At 62.4% G+C, this 15,998-nt stretch carries 14 protein-coding genes; 7 read left to right on the forward strand and 7 right to left on the reverse strand.

What is annotated here, in order from left to right:
- Positions 1-6 precede the first annotated feature (6 nt).
- Complete coding sequence (locus CXZ10_RS05105; RefSeq protein WP_101288000.1) at positions 7-1,566, reverse strand: FGGY-family carbohydrate kinase; 1,560 nt, start codon at positions 1,564-1,566, stop codon at positions 7-9.
- 334 nt (positions 1,567-1,900) lie between these two features.
- On the opposite strand from CXZ10_RS05105, the gene CXZ10_RS05110 reads away from it, so the two are divergent.
- From CXZ10_RS05110 to CXZ10_RS05135, 6 genes are all read left to right on the forward strand, one after another.
- Complete coding sequence (locus CXZ10_RS05110) at positions 1,901-2,347, forward strand: helix-turn-helix domain-containing protein (RefSeq protein ID WP_101288001.1); 447 nt, start codon at positions 1,901-1,903, stop codon at positions 2,345-2,347.
- A gap of 34 nt (positions 2,348-2,381) precedes the next feature.
- A complete protein-coding gene (locus CXZ10_RS05115; RefSeq protein ID WP_101288002.1) occupies positions 2,382-4,346 on the forward strand; it encodes an AfsR/SARP family transcriptional regulator in 1,965 nt (654 codons plus the stop codon).
- 25 nt (positions 4,347-4,371) lie between these two features.
- Positions 4,372-4,632 (forward strand): hypothetical protein, encoded by a 261-nt coding sequence (locus tag CXZ10_RS05120; protein WP_143741474.1) that lies wholly within the window; start codon positions 4,372-4,374, stop codon positions 4,630-4,632.
- A 54-nt stretch (positions 4,633-4,686) separates the two neighbouring features.
- Positions 4,687-5,844: a YcaO-like family protein gene (locus tag CXZ10_RS05125; protein ID WP_101288004.1), complete on the forward strand. Its 1,158-nt coding sequence runs from the start codon at positions 4,687-4,689 to the stop codon at positions 5,842-5,844.
- Between the two features lie 95 nt (positions 5,845-5,939).
- Positions 5,940-6,545, forward strand: coding sequence for a TfuA-like protein (locus CXZ10_RS05130; RefSeq protein ID WP_244617070.1), 606 nt, complete (start codon positions 5,940-5,942; stop codon positions 6,543-6,545).
- Between the two features lie 92 nt (positions 6,546-6,637).
- Positions 6,638-6,868, forward strand: a complete 231-nt coding sequence (locus CXZ10_RS05135) for a hypothetical protein (RefSeq protein ID WP_101288006.1) — start codon at positions 6,638-6,640, stop codon at positions 6,866-6,868.
- Between the two features lie 146 nt (positions 6,869-7,014).
- Here the strand turns inward: CXZ10_RS05135 and CXZ10_RS05140 are convergent, their stop codons facing one another.
- The 5 genes from CXZ10_RS05140 to CXZ10_RS05160 form a co-directional block, all read right to left on the reverse strand.
- Positions 7,015-8,097, reverse strand: coding sequence for an ABC transporter ATP-binding protein (locus CXZ10_RS05140; protein WP_101288007.1), 1,083 nt, complete (start codon positions 8,095-8,097; stop codon positions 7,015-7,017).
- 11 nt (positions 8,098-8,108) lie between these two features.
- Complete coding sequence (locus CXZ10_RS05145) at positions 8,109-9,623, reverse strand: DUF5060 domain-containing protein (RefSeq protein ID WP_101288008.1); 1,515 nt, start codon at positions 9,621-9,623, stop codon at positions 8,109-8,111.
- A gap of 24 nt (positions 9,624-9,647) precedes the next feature.
- On the reverse strand, positions 9,648-10,520 hold the full coding sequence (locus CXZ10_RS05150) for a carbohydrate ABC transporter permease (protein WP_101288009.1): 873 nt from the start codon (positions 10,518-10,520) through the stop codon (positions 9,648-9,650).
- Positions 10,517-11,416, reverse strand: a complete 900-nt coding sequence (locus tag CXZ10_RS05155) for a carbohydrate ABC transporter permease (RefSeq protein ID WP_244617069.1) — start codon at positions 11,414-11,416, stop codon at positions 10,517-10,519. Before CXZ10_RS05155 ends, CXZ10_RS05150 begins: the two co-directional genes overlap by 4 nt.
- 83 nt (positions 11,417-11,499) lie before the next feature.
- Positions 11,500-12,744, reverse strand: a complete 1,245-nt coding sequence (locus CXZ10_RS05160) for an extracellular solute-binding protein (RefSeq protein ID WP_101288010.1) — start codon at positions 12,742-12,744, stop codon at positions 11,500-11,502.
- Between the two features lie 305 nt (positions 12,745-13,049).
- Here CXZ10_RS05160 and CXZ10_RS05165 point away from each other — a divergent pair, with 305 nt between their 5' ends.
- The gene (locus CXZ10_RS05165; protein ID WP_244617103.1) at positions 13,050-14,237 is read left to right on the forward strand and encodes an ROK family transcriptional regulator; all 1,188 of its coding nucleotides are present in this window, start codon (positions 13,050-13,052) and stop codon (positions 14,235-14,237) included.
- 64 nt (positions 14,238-14,301) lie between these two features.
- Here the strand turns inward: CXZ10_RS05165 and CXZ10_RS05170 are convergent, their stop codons facing one another.
- Complete coding sequence (locus CXZ10_RS05170; protein WP_425298905.1) at positions 14,302-15,966, reverse strand: ABC transporter permease; 1,665 nt, start codon at positions 15,964-15,966, stop codon at positions 14,302-14,304.
- Positions 15,967-15,998: the final 32 nt, after the last annotated feature.

Here is a 15,998-nt window from a genome sequence, read left to right on the forward strand (position 1 = left end):
GTGGCGTCAGGTCTCGGTTGCCGTCGGGAAATAGGACTTCATGTGTTCATAGAGCCGCTTGAAGTTGTCGAAGCTGCGCTCGTAGACGGCGTTCGCGGCCGCATCCGGCGTCAACACCTTTGCCGGCTGAACGCTCAGCCAATCGGCCATCTGCTGCCGGTCGATCATTCCGATGCCATAGGCGGCGATCACCGCCGCGCCGTAGGCCGCCTTGCCGCTGTGAGGCAGGACCCGAACCGGCCGGCCGGTGACATTGGTGATGATCTCCACCCAGAGATCGGACTTCGAGACGTCGCCCACCACCGTCAACTGATCTTCCAGTCCGCGGAAAGCGGCGCTGCCGTAGTCGATATTGTTCTTGAGCGCATAGGCAACACTTTCCAGCATGGCCCGGTAGAGGTGCGACTTGGTGTGGTTGAGTGTCAGTCCCGTGATGGTGCCACGTGCGTCGACGTCCCAGATCGGGCTGCGTTCACCCATGAAATAGGGCAGCACCATCAGGCCGTTGGATCCCGGCTGAATGGTCGAGGCATGCTCGTCCAGAAGGTCGAAGGCGGAAACGCGTCGTTTGCCGCCGCTGGTGAGCGTCTCAACCAATCGCTCGTTGTCAGCGAAGTTATCGCGGAACCACTGGACCACCGAACCCGACGTCGCCGAACCGCCGTAGGAGTAGGTCAGCGTCTCGCTATCGATGACATAGGGCATCGAGACGAGGCCGGGAAAGCGGTCGGCGCTGGCATGGATGAAGCCCCAGCAGGTGGACGAGCTCAGCATGGCCGCATGCTGGCCTTCACGCATGACGCCGGCCCGGAGTGTGGCGACCGCAGCGTCCACACCGCCGGCGCAGACCGGCAACCCTTCCATCAGCCCCAGCATGCGGGCGCCAGCCTTGTGAAGCCGCCCAACGATCTCCTGGGAGCCGACAAGCCTCTCAGGGAAGAAATAGGGCGGGATGTCAAGTATATCGGCCATTTCCTCCGACCAGGCGCGCTTGCCGAGGTCGTAGACGCCGCCGATGTTGCAGGCCTGCGAGTGGTCGACGGCGATCTCGCCAGTCAGTCTGTAGATGATGTCGGCATTGGGCGGCAGGAAATAGTTGATGCGGGACCAGACCTCCGGTTCGTGGTTCTTGATCCAGAGGATCTTGGTGAAGCCGAAGTAGGAATCGGCGCCGTTGCCGGTGATGGCGTAGAGATCCTCGTCGCTGATCATCTGCCGGACGCGTTCGCTCTCGATCTTGGCGCGTCGGTCAAGCCAGAGAAGACAGGGGCGGATCGGCTGCATGCCGACATCAACGGGAATGCCGGTGCCGCCGCCAATGGCCGACACCGCCATGCCCTTGACGTTCTGCGCCGTAATGCCGGCGCGCAGCAGCGTTTCGCGCACCGCCTCGGTGAAGGCGTGCAGCCAGGCTTCAGAGGATTGCTCGGCCCAAAGGCTGTGAAGGCTGACGAAACCGTATTCCGCCCGACCCTGGCCGAGAATACGGCCATCGCGATCCACCAGAACCGCCTTCACCGACGACGTGCCCAGGTCCACGCCCAATACACAATCGGCCCCGGTCATTCGCACCAGGCCTCCTTTTTCGCTTCATCCCTTCGGCGGCGGGATTCTTGCGCCCGCCTGCTCATGTGCGATGATAGTAGTCCATTCCCGCTCACCGGGGCAATCAAGGGATTCAGACGATTGGAACGGCAAGGCTAAGTCCGTTCTCTGGCCCCTTTGCTACTTAAGTACAAATCACAATCCAGCTTCGACATTAAGTGTCAGTACGTTCTCGCTACTTTATTTTGTGCGTTTCATGAAATACACTAATTCGTGGTGTGGCTCTCTCGGCCAGCTCCCTAAGCTACCTTGATCGTTACGTAGCCCGTCGACCATCGCCAAGCTGGAGACTCCAATGACCGTAAAGTCGCCTAACCCGATCGACGTCCATGTCGGATCCCGCGTGCGCATGCGTCGGTTTCTGGTCGGGATGAGCCAGGGCAAGCTGGCCGAGCAGTTGGGCGTGACCTTCCAGCAGGTGCAAAAATACGAGAAGGGGATGAGCCGGATCAGTGCCTCCCGCCTCCAGACCATTGCCAACGTTTTCGAGGTGCCGATCAGCTTCTTTTTCGAAAATATCGCGAACCATGAGCCCATTGACAACGATCCCTTGCTTGACGCTGCCGATGCCTCTTTGCTGACGCATGACGGCGTGGCCCTCAACCGAGCCTTTGTTCGGATCAGGAGCGCGAAGGTCCGGCGGTCCATCATCGAGTTGGTGAAAATGCTTGCCGACGATTGCGACGCATCCCTGACAGACCTCTCCATCGACATGGATATCCGAGGGCTTCGTTCCAATTGAGCCCAGGGCGCTTTCAACCTGAAGGAGGGAGGGTGTGCCCTTCGCATTGAAGACCTTCGGTGAAACGCGGCTGACCGGACCGGACGGTCAACCGGCTGCGTTTCCCGACAAGGGACTCCTTGCCATCGTATTTCTGGGATTCCGGCCGTCCGGCCGGGTCTCCAGAGCCGAGCTTGCATCCTTTCTGTGGGGCGAAGATAGCGACGGCGGTGCCAAGTCGCTTGGCAACCTTCGCCAGCTTCTGTCGCGGGTGAGGGTACGTCAACGTGAGCTCGGAACGGCGTTTCTCGACATCGAGTCCGCCGATATCACCCTGTGTCGGTCCGATATCAACTTCGACTTCGATGAGGTGCAGCCGGGTCTCCTCGAGGATGCCGTGGCGCGCCTCGAAGCGTTCCAGAGGATCATGCCCGGACAGTTTCTCGCCGACTTTGACATTCCCTCGGAAACAGGTCAGCTCTGGCTTCTCGAACGGCGCGATTTCTGGCTGGCCGAGTTCGCGACCACCCTAGAAGAGGCTGCAGCCGATCTTTCGCGCCAAAACGGTTCCTCGATCAAGGCCGCTGCGGCGCGGCTCATCGAGCTCGACCCCTACAGCGATGTCGCCCATCAGGTTCTGATGCGGGTTTATGCCAAGGATCGGCGACTGTCGCAGGCCCGGCTCATCTACGATCGCTATCGGCAGCAGCTCTGGTCGGAACTCAATACCCGACCGTCCGAGGACATGCTTCGTTTCGCCCGTCTGCTCTTCAAGGACGAGGAGCGGGCGACCGCTGCGGCGGAGCCGGTCGCGGATCTGGTTGAAACGCACGCACCTGAACCGACCTCGGTCTCCCGGCCGCAGTTACCTCGCCTTTTGTTGCTGCCGCCGAGGCGCCCCGACGATCAGCGAAACTGGGCGCTCATCTCGGGTTTGATCGAAGACGTCACCATCGGCCTTTGCCGGGTCCGGACGATGGCGATCGTCGCCCCCCATACCGCCAGACGGATCGCTGGAATGAGCGGCGACGAGGCGGACCTGCTGAAGCAGTATGATGTCTCCTATGTCCTGGAGACGCGGGTGCAGGAGCGGGGTGGCGACGCGGCGCTCTACGCCACGCTGGTCCATGTCGCCAGCGACGAGGTTATCTGGTCGGAGAGATTTCGCGGCCGTCCGGATGATTTCCCCGATACATATCGCGAACTCGTCGCCCGCATCGTGCTGGAGACCGCCGGCTCGATCGAGAGGAAGGAACTGGCGAAAATCCAGACCGTCGCGAAGCCGACCGCCTACCAGAACTTCCTTCTCGGGCAGCACAGCCTATCCTTGACCGATCTGCCTGGCGTCCGTCGCGCCCGGAAGTTCTTCCGCGCCGCGCTGCACGACGCTTCCGACTATGCCTCGGCGATCGCCGGGCTGGCGCGAACCGAACATCTCGAATGGCTGCTGACGGCGCGCGGCGACGACGACCTGCTGCGCTCGGCGGAGGCCCACGCAAGGGATGCGATCCGGATCGGTGCCGACGATGCCGGGGGCTATCATCAGCTCGGCGTCGCCAAGCTCTATCAGGGGCAGTTCTTCGAAAGCATGGAAGCCTTCCTTGAGGCGGAGAGCCGTGCTCCATCGCATGCCGACCTCATCGCCGACCATGCAGACACGCTGGTGCATGCAGCGGATCCGATCCTTGCCCTCGACAAGATCAAACGGGCAATCGAGCTCAACCCACTGTGCCCCGATCTCTACTGGTGGACGGCGGCCGGTGCGAATTTCTTCCTGGAGGAATACGGGGAGGCCATCGCCTGCATCGGTCGCATGGCCGATCAGGCGAAGGCGGGACGGCTGGCCGCGGCGGCCTATGCCATGCTTGGCGATCAACGCAACGCCAAGAAGGAAATGCGCCGAACGCTCGCCATCTATCCTGACTTTACGGTGGACGATTGGCTGACGAAAGTGCCCATCCGCGAAAAGTGGAAGATGGACATGTTTCGGGAGGGCCTGCGCAGATCGGGCTTCAAGTGACGCCCGTTTTTGAGGAGAGACGAACATGGCTAAGTTGGCAGTTCTGGGTATCTCCGGTGAGTCCGGATATTGGTTGGTCGATTTCGAGAACGGAACGGTGTCCGCCCTGCCGGATACCGCCAAGGAACCGTTCGATTTTTCCAAGACGGCTCGTGACAAGGGTGCCAAGCTGGTTGCCGGCGTCGACCTTGCGGTCGCGCTCGACAGCGGCGACGAGGCGTTTGCCGGAAACGGCGAAGCCTTCTCCGGTCGCCTCAGTGCCTATTCGGGCCGCCTCAACGGCTGACTTTCCTTCGGTCCGACGTAAGTGACATCCAGTGGACATAACTACTCGGACCGCATGTGCAGTCCGGAGGATACTTTGGCACGCGTGGCGCCAGCTCTAGCGGAGCATGGTGTCACGCGCCTCGCCAAGGTAACCGGGCTCGACCGCATCGGCATTCCCGTGTGGAATGCCATGCGCCCCAATGCCCGAGCCTTGTCCGTCCACCAGGGCAAGGGCATTACCGACGTCGACGCCAAGGCTTCGGCGGTGATGGAGGCGCTTGAACGGTCTTGTGCCGAGCGGCCCAGACTGCCCCTCCGGACCGCGTCTGCCAGCGAACTTGGCACCGAGGTGTGCGACACCCTCGATGACCTCGTTGCAATCGGCCATCAGCCCCTGGATCACGGTTGCCGGCTGGACTGGGTCGAAGGACGAGACCTGACCAACGGGAAAGTCATCTGGGTTCCGTATGAAGCCGTCCTGCTCGACTTCACCCGTCCGTCCCATTTCTGGCAGTCCTCCGATGGGCTCGCCTCCGGTAATACCGAGAGAGAGGCGATCTTCCACGGTCTGCTCGAGCGTATCGAGCGCGACGCCGACACTCTCTGGACGCTCGGGCGCATCGAGCAGCAGGCGAAAACATGTGTTTCCGCCGCCGATTTCCGAGATCCGGTCGTCGATGCGCTGACGGATCGGATTGAGCAGGCCGGCTTCCGGCTTCAGCTCTTCGACATGACCAGCGATCTGGGCGTGCCGACGCTCTCCGCTCTCCTGTCGCCAGCGGAGACGTCAGCGCGTCGATCGCTCCGCTATATGGACGTGACCATGGGAAGCGGCACCCATCCGGTGGCCTATCGAGCCGCCCTCAGGGCGATCACAGAAGCTGTCCAGTCGCGTCTGACGCTGATCACCGGGACGCGCGACGACGTCGAGGACGAAGTCTACGACAGCCAGGCATCGGACCTTCTGCGTCGCAAGTTGGACTTGCGGCCTCGTGCCCAGGTTCCAAAGGATCTTTGCAGCGTCGGCGAAGGCGTCGAGGCAATGCTGGTGCGCGTTCTGGACAGGCTCAGGCAGTGCCGGATCGGTCGTGTCATCGCTGTCCGGATGAATCCCCACGAGGATCGCTTCGCAGTGGTCAAGGTGATCGTGTCGGGTCTGGAACATCCCGAGGGACGGCGGCAACGCCGCTTCGGCGCCCGCGCTCTCTCGCGCCTGCTGGTGTTTCGATGAAGCTGCTATTTGCGGGTCCTTCACTTCGCGGGGTCGAAACGCCCCCCGGACTTGGCCTGCGTCCACCAGCGGGGAAGGGCGACATATGCCGAGCGGTGGAGGAGGGCGTCGACGTCATCGGCCTCATCGACGGGTATTTTGAGACGACCGCAGCGGTCTGGCACAAGGAGATCCTCCATGCCCTGTCGAGCGGAGTGCGCGTGTTTGGCGCAGCAAGTATCGGCGCCTTACGGGCCGCCGAGTGCGCCGTTTTCGGCATGAAAGGCATTGGCGCAATCTTCGAGGCCTACGCCGCAGGACGGATTGAGGATGACGCCGAAGTGGCGCTTCTGCATGCACCGCGCGAGCTTGGCTATGCGCCGTTGTCGGAGCCGCTCGTCAACGTCAGGGCGACGCTCGACCGACTGCTGCGAGACGGCTCCATCGATGGCAATCAGTTCCAGAGGCTGACGGAAGCCGCGTCGTCGATCTTCTACAAGGAGCGGACCTGGAGGGCCATTCTGGTCGCCGCGTTGCGGTCGTCCGACGAGCGCGCTCACATCGGCGGGCTGGTGCGGAGCTTTCGAGTCGATCAGAAGGCGATCGATGCGATGGCTCTGATGAGAGCGGTGGAACTGGCAGATGATGCCCGTTTGACCGAGGCACCGGGCTGGGAGTTCTCGCATACGTCCTACTTCGGCATGCTTGCTACCCAGGGGTAGCCCCGTGTATCTCGTCTGTAACGGCACTGTCACGGCCAAGTTGGTTATGTCCCCATGCTGTCGCTGTTTCGCGGGCTATGAAGGGGATAGAGATGCTGGATAGAACCGCCGACAAGGCCATCGTGGCCGATACCGAAGAATTTGCTGCCCTTGCGCGCCTGATCATCTACGCGCGGCAGACCTCGAAGACGCTGAACGCCGAGTTCACGTCCTACTGTCTCGATCTCGCGCTCGCCGCCGTCATCGACGAGATGGAAAAGGCGGGGCTCGACACGTCCATCATGGCTCCCAACGCCGAAGCCGTGATCGGCGAGTTGCACTGAGAAAACCTGGCGAACTCCTGGCGCCTCGCCCGTTCCCGGGCGTGCGACCAGTGGTTCGCCGCGGAACAGAGACGGTTCGCTTCCGGGCGCTGGAAACGAAGGTTTCCGGCGCCTTCTGCGTCAATGGAGCCGCAGCGTTGCTCGGGTCACGCTTGGCCTGAACTCAGGATGAGCCGCTGACCGCTTTCCGCATCAAAGAGATGTCCTTGTCCTTCCTCAAAGACGATCGGAAGCCTGTCGCCGACTGAAATCGGCATGCGGCGTCGGATGAGGGCGACCAGCTTCTCGCCAGCGACATCGGCCACCACATGCGTCTCGGATCCCGTTGGCTCAACCACGTCCACAAGGGTGTCGAGACCTCCGGTTTCCGTGACCTGAATGTGTTCCGGTCGGATGCCGAACTCCACTGTCCGTCCAGTGAGTTCGACCGGATAGGCCCCGATGGCGATGACCGACCCGGATGCGACCTTCAGCCCGGCCTGATCGACCTGCAGGGTGCCGCGCAGAAAGTTCATGGCCGGCGAGCCGATGAAACCGGCAACGAAGCGGTTCACCGGGCGATCGTAGAGTTCGAGAGGCGTGCCGATCTGTTCGACGCGGCCGGCGTTCAGCACCACGATCTTGTCGGCCATCGTCATGGCCTCGATCTGGTCGTGCGTGACGTAGACGACGGTCGTGCCCAACCGCTGGTGCAGGCTCTTGATCTCGGCGCGCATGGCAACGCGCAGCTTGGCGTCGAGGTTGCTGAGCGGCTCGTCGAACAGGAATACCTTGGGGTTGCGGACGATGGCCCGACCCATGGCGACGCGCTGCCGCTGGCCACCCGACAACTGGGCTGGCTTGCGGTCGAGCAGCGGCTCCAGGCCAAGGATGGCGGCTGCGGCATCCACCTTCTGGCGTATCGTCGCCTTGTCGACCTTGGCCAGTTCCAGCGCGAAGCTCATGTTCTGGGCGACTGTCATCTGCGGGTAGAGCGCGTAGTTCTGGAACACCATGGCGATATCCCGGTCCTTCGGCTCCAGATGGTTCACCACCTTGTCGTCGATGGCGATCGTGCCGGCGGAGATGTTCTCCAGGCCGGCGATCATGCGCAGGAGCGTCGATTTGCCGCAGCCCGACGGGCCGACGAGCACGACGAACTCGCCATGACGGATATCGATGTCGACGCCGTGAATGACGGAGACGGCGCCATAAGTCTTGCGAACACTGCTGATCGTGACGCTGGCCATTGGCTCTCTCCTCAACGGCGCCGACGAATGCGGATGGCGAGATGCGGCTTGCCGGGCAGTTCGACGGCGAAGACCGCATCCGGCCGTCGCGACCGCGTCTGCGCACCGTGCCGGGTCGGGTGGTTGGCCGGCGCATCGACGATCCGGGCCGGGTTGACCGTCATGTTCCAGGTGTCGATCACATCCACGTCGTAATCGCCTGGCTCGGTCGGCAAGCCGGGCGCCCAGATGACCGGCTGGTGTTCACCAAGATAGATGTAGACGACATCGCCGTCGCTGGCGCCGGAGACGCGGCTCCACGGCCAGTTGTCGGAGGGGGCGAGCGGCGTGAGGCCCTTCTTGACGTCCTGTTCGAGGATATCGCGCAAGAAACCGATCCTCTTCCAGGCTTCGCCATGCAACACGCCGCCCTTGGCCCACCACAGGATGTCTTCGGGGTGCATGAAGGTCTCGCCGTGGCCGGCATAGCCGCCGCGCAGCAGCGTGATCCAGTAGCGATGGACCAGTTCCTCGGCTGAAATGTTGCCCCATGACAGGAGGATGTTGCCCTCGTATTCCGGCTCGTCGTTGACCACCGGCTTGCCATAGGCGTCACGCCATTCCTGGGTACGCTTGACGTCCCAGTTCTGGATACAGACGTGGCTAACCCAGGGCTTGCGATGGTCGTAGTTGGCCTTCACGTCGCCATTGTGGATCGACTTGAGGTGCCGGTAGGGGTCGTTTTCCTCGATGATCTGGAAATAGCGGTCCCACTGCGCCATCGGCTTGGAGTTGAGCAGGAAGTCATACTCGTTGGCGAGCGACCACCAGACGTTTCGGAAGGCCGCGAGGCGCGCGGTCAGATAGCCGACGAAGCGATAGTCCTGAGCTGAGGACATGTCGCAGTAGCCCCAGCGGTCATAGGGGTGGAAAATGATGATGTCCGCCTCGATGCCGAGTTTGCAAAGCGCAGCCACCTGCATCTCGAAATGACGAAAGGCGACGGGATTGGGGCGGTCGAAATCGAGTTCGCCCTCTTCGTCACGCTCGAAGATGTCGAACAGCGGCTCGTTGACGTTGAATGGGTAGTCCTTGGGGAAGACGGCCATGCGCATCTTGTTGAAGCGCGCGCCGGCCAGCGTTTTCAGCGTCTCGGCCTGCAGGTCCAGCGGCTGGTGCGTCCAGGCATAGCTTGTGGTGCCGAAGGGAAGATAGGGCGTGCCGTCGGCATAGGCGAAATGGAACTGGTTCGCCACATGGACGGGGCCGTGGTTGCCTGCAGTTGGCGGCATGACGCTGAAGGCGCCCGTCTGCCCATCGAGTTCAGCAACGCTGGAAATGGTCGTGTAGGTCCATTCGCCTTCGTTGTCGGGCATGAAGCGAACCTTGTAGGTGCCGGCTCCATCGTAGAACCCGGGCACGCGGACGACGCGGCTGTTCTGCTTGAAGAATGCCTCGAAGCTGACGTCGATATATGGGTTGCCGGCATCGGGGCCGATAAAGCTGGCCTCAAAGAGATCCCACTTGGATACGCTCTGCTTGGACATAGTCTTGTTATCCCGGTTGAGGCTTCAGCCCTTGACGGCGCCGGACGTCAGGCCGGACACGAAGTAGCGCTGGAAGATCAGATAGACGATGGTGGCGGGCAGCACGGTCATGACGATCGCCGCATTGAGCTGGCCGTAATCGCGCGAGAACTGCCCCTGGAAGGCGGAGAGGCCGAGCGGCAGCGTCCACATCTCCCGATCCTGCAAAAGGACGAGCGCCATGGCGAACTCGTTCCAGGTTGCAACGAAGTCGAGGATGAACAGCGCCGCCAACACCGGCAAGGATACCGGCAGGAACACGCGCCGGAAGGTTACGAAGTGCGAGGCGCCGTCGATGCGGGCCGCCTCACTCAGCTCATGCGGGATGCCGCGGAAAAAGCCGTAGAGGATGAAGACCTGGTAGGGAATGCCGAAGGCGAGATAGGGCAGGATGACACCAGGATAGGTATCGATCAGCCCCAGGCCGTTCACCAGCGTGAAGATCGGCGCCAGCATCACCTGGAAGGGGATCATGGTTCCGAACAGGATCAGCACCAAGATCAGCCGGCCGAAACGCATGGGTATCTTGGCCAGCGCATAGGCGGCCATGGCCGAAATGAACAGCCCGAGCGGCACCTTGATGGCCGCGATGATGGCCGAGTTGACAAAGGTGATGTCGAAGCGACCACGCGCCCAAGCCTTTGCATAATTGACGAATTGCGGGTCGACAGGCGGCGCGAAGGCGCTGGTCGTCGTCACCTGCGCGGTCGACTTCAAGGAGGTGAAGACGATGAAGACGAACGGGGCGATCCAGATCGCCGCGACGACGACCAAGGATATCCAAAGGCCGATCAGCACCCAGTCGCGCGGTGGCTTGATGACGGTCTCGTTCGCGAAGGCAGACGGGCTCAACGTCATTGCGCGGCCTCCTCGCGCTTCTGGTTCCAGCGCATGTAGGGGATGACGACGGCGAGCGTCACGGCGAGCAGGACGACGGAGATGGCACTGCCACGGCCGAAGTCGAAGATCTGCATCGACTGGGTGAAGGCCCAGAGCGCCAGCATCTGCGTCGACTGGGCGGGACCGCCGCCGGTGAGGCCGTAGACGATGTCGAAGGCCTTGAGCGAGGAGATGATGGCAAGGACGAGCACGATGGTCAGCGTGGTGCGCAGGGCTGGCAGCGTCACGTAGCGGAACACGCCCCAGCGGCCGGCGCCGTCGATGCGTGCGGCTTCGACAAGCGACTTATTGACCTCCTGCACGCCGGCGAGAAACAGGACCATCGAGAAGCCGACCGATTGCCAGACGTGGGCAGCGAAGGCCGAGTAAAGGGCTGCGTCGCGGCTGCCGAGCCAGTCCGGCACATAGGCACCAAGTCCGAGCAGGGTCATGATCTGGCCGAATAGGCCGAAGAAGGGGTTGTACATCCACCGCCACATCGTGGCGACGGCGATCGGTGCAATGATCACCGGCAAGTAATAGACGGCACGAAGCGAGTTGCGACCGAAGATCGGTTGGTTGAGGCCGAGTGCCAGCGCGAGCCCGACCATCGGTGGAATGGAAACCGACAGGATGGTCCAGATGACGGTGTTCTTGAAGGCAACCCAGAACACAGGATCCTTGGTGAAGATATCGACATAGTTGGTAGCGCCGACATACTCCTTCACCGGGTCGAGGCCATTCCATTTGAAGGCGCTCAGCCAAATGACATCAAGCATCGGGAACACGGCGAAGACGACATAGATGACCAGGGCCGGCCCCAGAAGCAGCCAAGTCTGGATTCGGATATCTGAGAGAATGGCTCTTTTGGCCACGGCACATCTCCTCGCCGCGTCGGGGACGAAAAAGAGCGGCCGGCACAAAGCGAGGCCGGCCGCATCTGTCCTTGGAGAAAGCCTCAGCTCTTGTTATCGATGAACGTCTGCATCGCCTTGACGGCGTCAGCAGGCGCCATGTTGCCGCTCACCACCTCGTTGATGATGCGGAAATACTCCGTCGTCACATCGAGCGGGAAAGCCTGATCACCGTTCAGATAAACCTCTCCGTAGGTGTTGAAGACGTCGAGCCACTTCTTGTCGAGCGGCCGCATATCTCCGTAGACGACATTCTTGTTTACCGAGGTCGTGCCGAACGAGCCCAGCGCTTCCTGTTGGACCGGCGTCGATGCGAGATAATCGAGGAACTTCGCGGCAAGATCCGGATTCTTGCTCTTCGAGCTCACATAATTGTAGTCAGCAAAGCCGTAGAGACGGTTGGTTCCGGTCGGGAAGGGGAAGAAGTCGACATCTTCGAGCTTGCCGGCCTCGTCCAGCATACCAACCAGCCAATCGCCCTCCAGGACCATCGCGGCGCGATCGGCAACGAAGAGGTTGAACGCCTGGGCGTCATCGATGCCCATGAACGGCGACAGGATGTAGTTCTTGCCCCATTTCTCGAGTTCCGTGAAGGAGGCCGCAGCGCAAGCTTCGTCAGACCACTTCGCGGTCATTTCCTTCAGCGCGTCGTGCTTTTCCGCGCCGCATTTTGATTCAAGGATGACGTCCATCAGGCGCATGACGTGCCAGTTGACGGTACCGCCAAAGGTGATTGCCGGGATGCCAGCGGCCTTCAGCTTCTCGGCGCCGGCGACCATCTCGTCATAGTTCGCCGGGAGCGAGGTAATGCCGGCCTTTTCGAACAATGCCTTGTTGTAATAGATCGCTTCGCCGCGGAAGGTCGACGGCACGCCGTGGCGGCCGCCGGGGTACATGCGGGAGAAAGACAGCGCCGCCGGCATCAGTTCGTCGTCCCACTTGTACTCGGCATAGTATTTGTCGAGCGGCAGGCTGAGGCCAGCCTTCACATACTCGCCGCCGAGACCGAGGCCGGCCCACATGAAGTAGATATCCGGGCCCTTGTCGGTGCCGGCCGCGACGCGGATGGCAGTCTTGTGGTCGTCGGTGCCGCGGTTGACGATGGTTATCTTGGTGCCGGGGTTGGCAGCCTCAAAGTCGGACACGAGCTTTGCCCAGATGTCGGCTGAAGCCTGAGAGCTGTAGTTCAACATCCAGAATGTGAGTTCCTCGGCCGAAGACAGGCAAGTCCCGGCCAGCAGCAGGCCGCCAGCGAGCGCGGCGCGCGAGACAGCAGACGTCAATGTCATGGTTTTTCCTCCCAGTCGTTTCTAGCGCGACTGATCCGGGAGTATGTCCCGCCTTTACCCTCTGTCAAGGATCATTTTGTCATTCATGACATAATTACCGGCGGCTTCTTCGCCAATTTACGCCGAATTAGGTGATATGTGATTGAATTATCGGTAGCATGGGTCGAAAATTCGATTTTGAGACCCGCCAGGCCCCGATTATGTCATTGACGACGGAAAGGCGCCTCACTACCGTTTTGTCGTGGAGGACGTTAAGGCGTCGGCGACAGTATCCCTTAAGTTCGGCGGAGACAAAATTGGCCAACATGCTCACCAGCGAACTCAAGGGGCTGCTTTACGGCCGCGAGCTGGATTCGCCGGTTGTGAAGGTGGTGAGGGCTCTGAGCGGCCATGGTGCAGTGAGCACGTCGCAGATCGCCCGCAACACCGGGCTCGCGCGATCGACCGTATCCACCATCCTAGCCGACCTCAAGCGGTCGAACCTCGTGATCGAGATGGAGGCCCGCAACCCCGGCCCGGGCCGCCCGGCTGTGGCCCATTCGCTCAATCCCGAAGCGGGAACCTGCGTCGGAGCGCTGCTCGACGTGGACGAGATCCGGGTCATCGTAGCGGACGTAGCGCACAACGTGGTTGCCGATCTGGCGATGCCGGTCGAGAGGGAGTACTCGCCTACCAAGGCAGCCCGCGTCGTCAAACATGCCGTCGATACGCTCTACAAGGAACATAGCCTTGCCCAGGCCAGCCTGATCGGCATTGGATTTGCCGTTTCGGCACCGCTGGCGCCCGACGGAAGGATCATGCGCTCCTCGGCTTTGCCGGGCTGGCAGGGGACGGATTTCCGGGAAGCCTTCGAGCCGGTGCTGCAGAAGCCGATCTTTGCCGACAGCGAGAGCAACTGTGCCGCCCTGGCCGAGATGATGTGGGGCGCCGCCAGCGGTTGCAGCGACTTCGTGCTGCTGAAGCTGAACCAAGCCGTCAGCGGAGCCGTCGTCGTCGACGGCAGGGCGCTGGTCGGCGCCTCCGGTTCAGCCGGCGAGATGGGGCATATCGTCATCGATCCGCACGGACCGCTCTGCCGGTGCGGCAACCGGGGTTGCCTTGAACTTTATTGTGGAGCCGGTTTCGTTTCCAAGATGGCGGCTGACTGGCTTGGCCGTTCCATTCCCGTGACTGAGATCGTCACAAGGGCCGTGCAAGGCGAAACGGGTTTCCGCCGTCTCATTGGCGACGCTGGCGAAGCCGCCGGTCGAGGTCTCAGCATGGTCGGGGCGATGGTCAACCCGCCGCTCTTCATCATTTCCGGCACGCTGGCCGGTGCTGGTGAACTGCTGCTCGCTCCGCTACGCGCCAGCTACGAGAAGCATTCCTTCGTGAAACGCGAGGACGTGGACGAGGCACATTACCCGGTGTTCAGGGCCGGCAAGTTCCTCGACAACGACAACTGCCTCGGCGCGGCCGGTCTTGTCCTCCGCCACAGCAGCCGGTTGAAATGACCGAGTTGATGGGCACCCCCGCCCTTCGGAGGGATCGTTCAAGCCGGAGTGAGCTGGGGCGCTTTCAGGCGTTTCGCCCGACCCGCGACAGCACGATGACCGGCAGGATGCCGACGGCGACGATGGCCAGGGCGGCGATCGAGGCCTCCTCGTAGGTGCCGCGCGCCGCTTCGCCATAGAGGTGGGTGGCGAAGGTCTCGAAGTTGAGCGGGCGCAGCAGCAGGGTTGCCGGCAGTTCCTTGACGCAATCGACGAAGACCAGGAGCGCGCCGGCCGAGAGCGAGGCGCGCGTCAGCGGCAGGTGAACCGCACGCAAGGCGCCGCCGGCCGTATAGCCGAGCGTGCGGGCCGCATCGTCGAGGGACCGCGGCACCCGGGCAAGACCGGCGTCGGCGCTGCCGGCGGTGATGGCCAGGAAACGGACGGCGTAAGCGTAGATCAACGCTGCGCCCGACCCGATGAACCACAGGCCGGTGGAGACACCGAACCATTGTCTCGACGTTCCGTCGATGAAGCGATCGAGCGGCGCCACGACCAGCAGCACGCCGATGGCGACCACCGTGCCCGGCATGGCGTAGCCGATAGTCGACAGACGGTAGAGCAGGGCAGGCAGCCGCCCCGCTGACAGACGAAGGGCGAAAGCGGCGACGACGCCAGCGACAAGCGTCAACACGGTTGCTCCGCCGGCATAGAGGACGGTGTTCAGCGCCTCGCTGACGAGACGCGGCGACAGGCCGGCAAACTGCCAACGCTTGAAGGCCTCCAGAACGAGATAGCCGGCCGGTACCACGAAGCCGAGACACACCGGCACCGCGCCCAGCAGGAAGAGGCCGGTCCCCCGCAAGCCACGCGATCTCAGGGGCTCCATCGGCCGACTGCGTGCAGCCGTGGCATAGCCCTGCCGACGCCGCGCCCAGCGCTCGAACGAGACGAGCGCCACGACAATGAGCAAAAGCAACAAGGCGATCTGGGTGGCGCCGGCGAGATCGTTCCTGGTGATCCAGGTGGTGTAGATCGACACCGTCAGCGTCCGCACGCCGAGGAACTCCGAAGCGCCGATGTCGTTGAGCGCTTCCATCAGCGCCAGGCTGACACCGACGGCGATGGCCGGACGGGCAAGCGGCAGTGCCACGCGGCGGAACAGATGTCGTCGCGGGACCCCGAGAGTACGGGCGGCATCGCAGAGATTGGCCGACTGCGTGAGGAACATCGCCCGCGTCGTCAGATAGACGTAAGGGTAGAGCACCAAGGACAACAGAAAGATGCAGCCGATGAGCGAGCGGATGTCGGGCAGACGGAAATCACGCGGGCTGGAATAACCAAGGAACCAGCGTATCGCGCCTTGAAGCGCCCCTATCGGATGCAGGATGTCGAGATAGGCGTAGGCGACGATGTAGGTGGGTACGGCGAGCGGCAGCAATAGCGCCCATTCAAGCAGACGACGGCCAGGAAAGTCGTGCGCTGTGACGAGCCAGGCGAGCGCCACACCCAGGCAGCCGGCGATCAGGCCGACGCCGGTGAGCAACACCAGCGTATCGGCCAGCGCCGACAAAAGAACCGTACCGGCTAGATGCGACCACAGGCCGGTCGAACCGCGCGCTGCCTCGGCGCCAAGCGAAAGTACCGGCAGCAGCGCGAGCATGCTCGTCAGGCCGGCTGCCACGTGCCAGCCGGTCCACCTGCGGCGAGGAACCGCTTCCAACGTGAGTGTTTCGGCAAGAGAGGTCATGGGGGAAGCAGGCGGGACGCGCGCGGGCGTCC

It is taken from the genome of Pleomorphomonas diazotrophica (genome assembly GCF_002844595.1).
GTDB lineage: Bacteria > Pseudomonadota > Alphaproteobacteria > Rhizobiales > Pleomorphomonadaceae > Pleomorphomonas > Pleomorphomonas diazotrophica.

What these genes read in the sequence shown, in the direction of transcription:
- CXZ10_RS05105 (WP_101288000.1), bottom strand. Translation starts at nt 1,566, where the DNA reads ATGACCGGGGCCGATTGTGTATTGGGCGTGGACCTGGGCACGTCGTCG.
- CXZ10_RS05110 (WP_101288001.1), top strand. Translation starts at nt 1,901, where the DNA reads ATGACCGTAAAGTCGCCTAACCCGATCGACGTCCATGTCGGATCCCGC.
- CXZ10_RS05120 (WP_143741474.1), top strand. Translation starts at nt 4,372, where the DNA reads ATGGCTAAGTTGGCAGTTCTGGGTATCTCCGGTGAGTCCGGATATTGG.
- CXZ10_RS05125 (WP_101288004.1), top strand. Translation starts at nt 4,687, where the DNA reads ATGTGCAGTCCGGAGGATACTTTGGCACGCGTGGCGCCAGCTCTAGCG.
- CXZ10_RS05135 (WP_101288006.1), top strand. Translation starts at nt 6,638, where the DNA reads ATGCTGGATAGAACCGCCGACAAGGCCATCGTGGCCGATACCGAAGAA.
- CXZ10_RS05140 (WP_101288007.1), bottom strand. Translation starts at nt 8,097, where the DNA reads ATGGCCAGCGTCACGATCAGCAGTGTTCGCAAGACTTATGGCGCCGTC.
- CXZ10_RS05145 (WP_101288008.1), bottom strand. Translation starts at nt 9,623, where the DNA reads ATGTCCAAGCAGAGCGTATCCAAGTGGGATCTCTTTGAGGCCAGCTTT.
- CXZ10_RS05150 (WP_101288009.1), bottom strand. Translation starts at nt 10,520, where the DNA reads ATGACGTTGAGCCCGTCTGCCTTCGCGAACGAGACCGTCATCAAGCCA.
- CXZ10_RS05160 (WP_101288010.1), bottom strand. Translation starts at nt 12,744, where the DNA reads ATGACATTGACGTCTGCTGTCTCGCGCGCCGCGCTCGCTGGCGGCCTG.
- CXZ10_RS05165 (WP_244617103.1), top strand. Translation starts at nt 13,050, where the DNA reads ATGCTCACCAGCGAACTCAAGGGGCTGCTTTACGGCCGCGAGCTGGAT.
- CXZ10_RS05170 (WP_425298905.1), bottom strand. Translation starts at nt 15,966, where the DNA reads ATGACCTCTCTTGCCGAAACACTCACGTTGGAAGCGGTTCCTCGCCGC.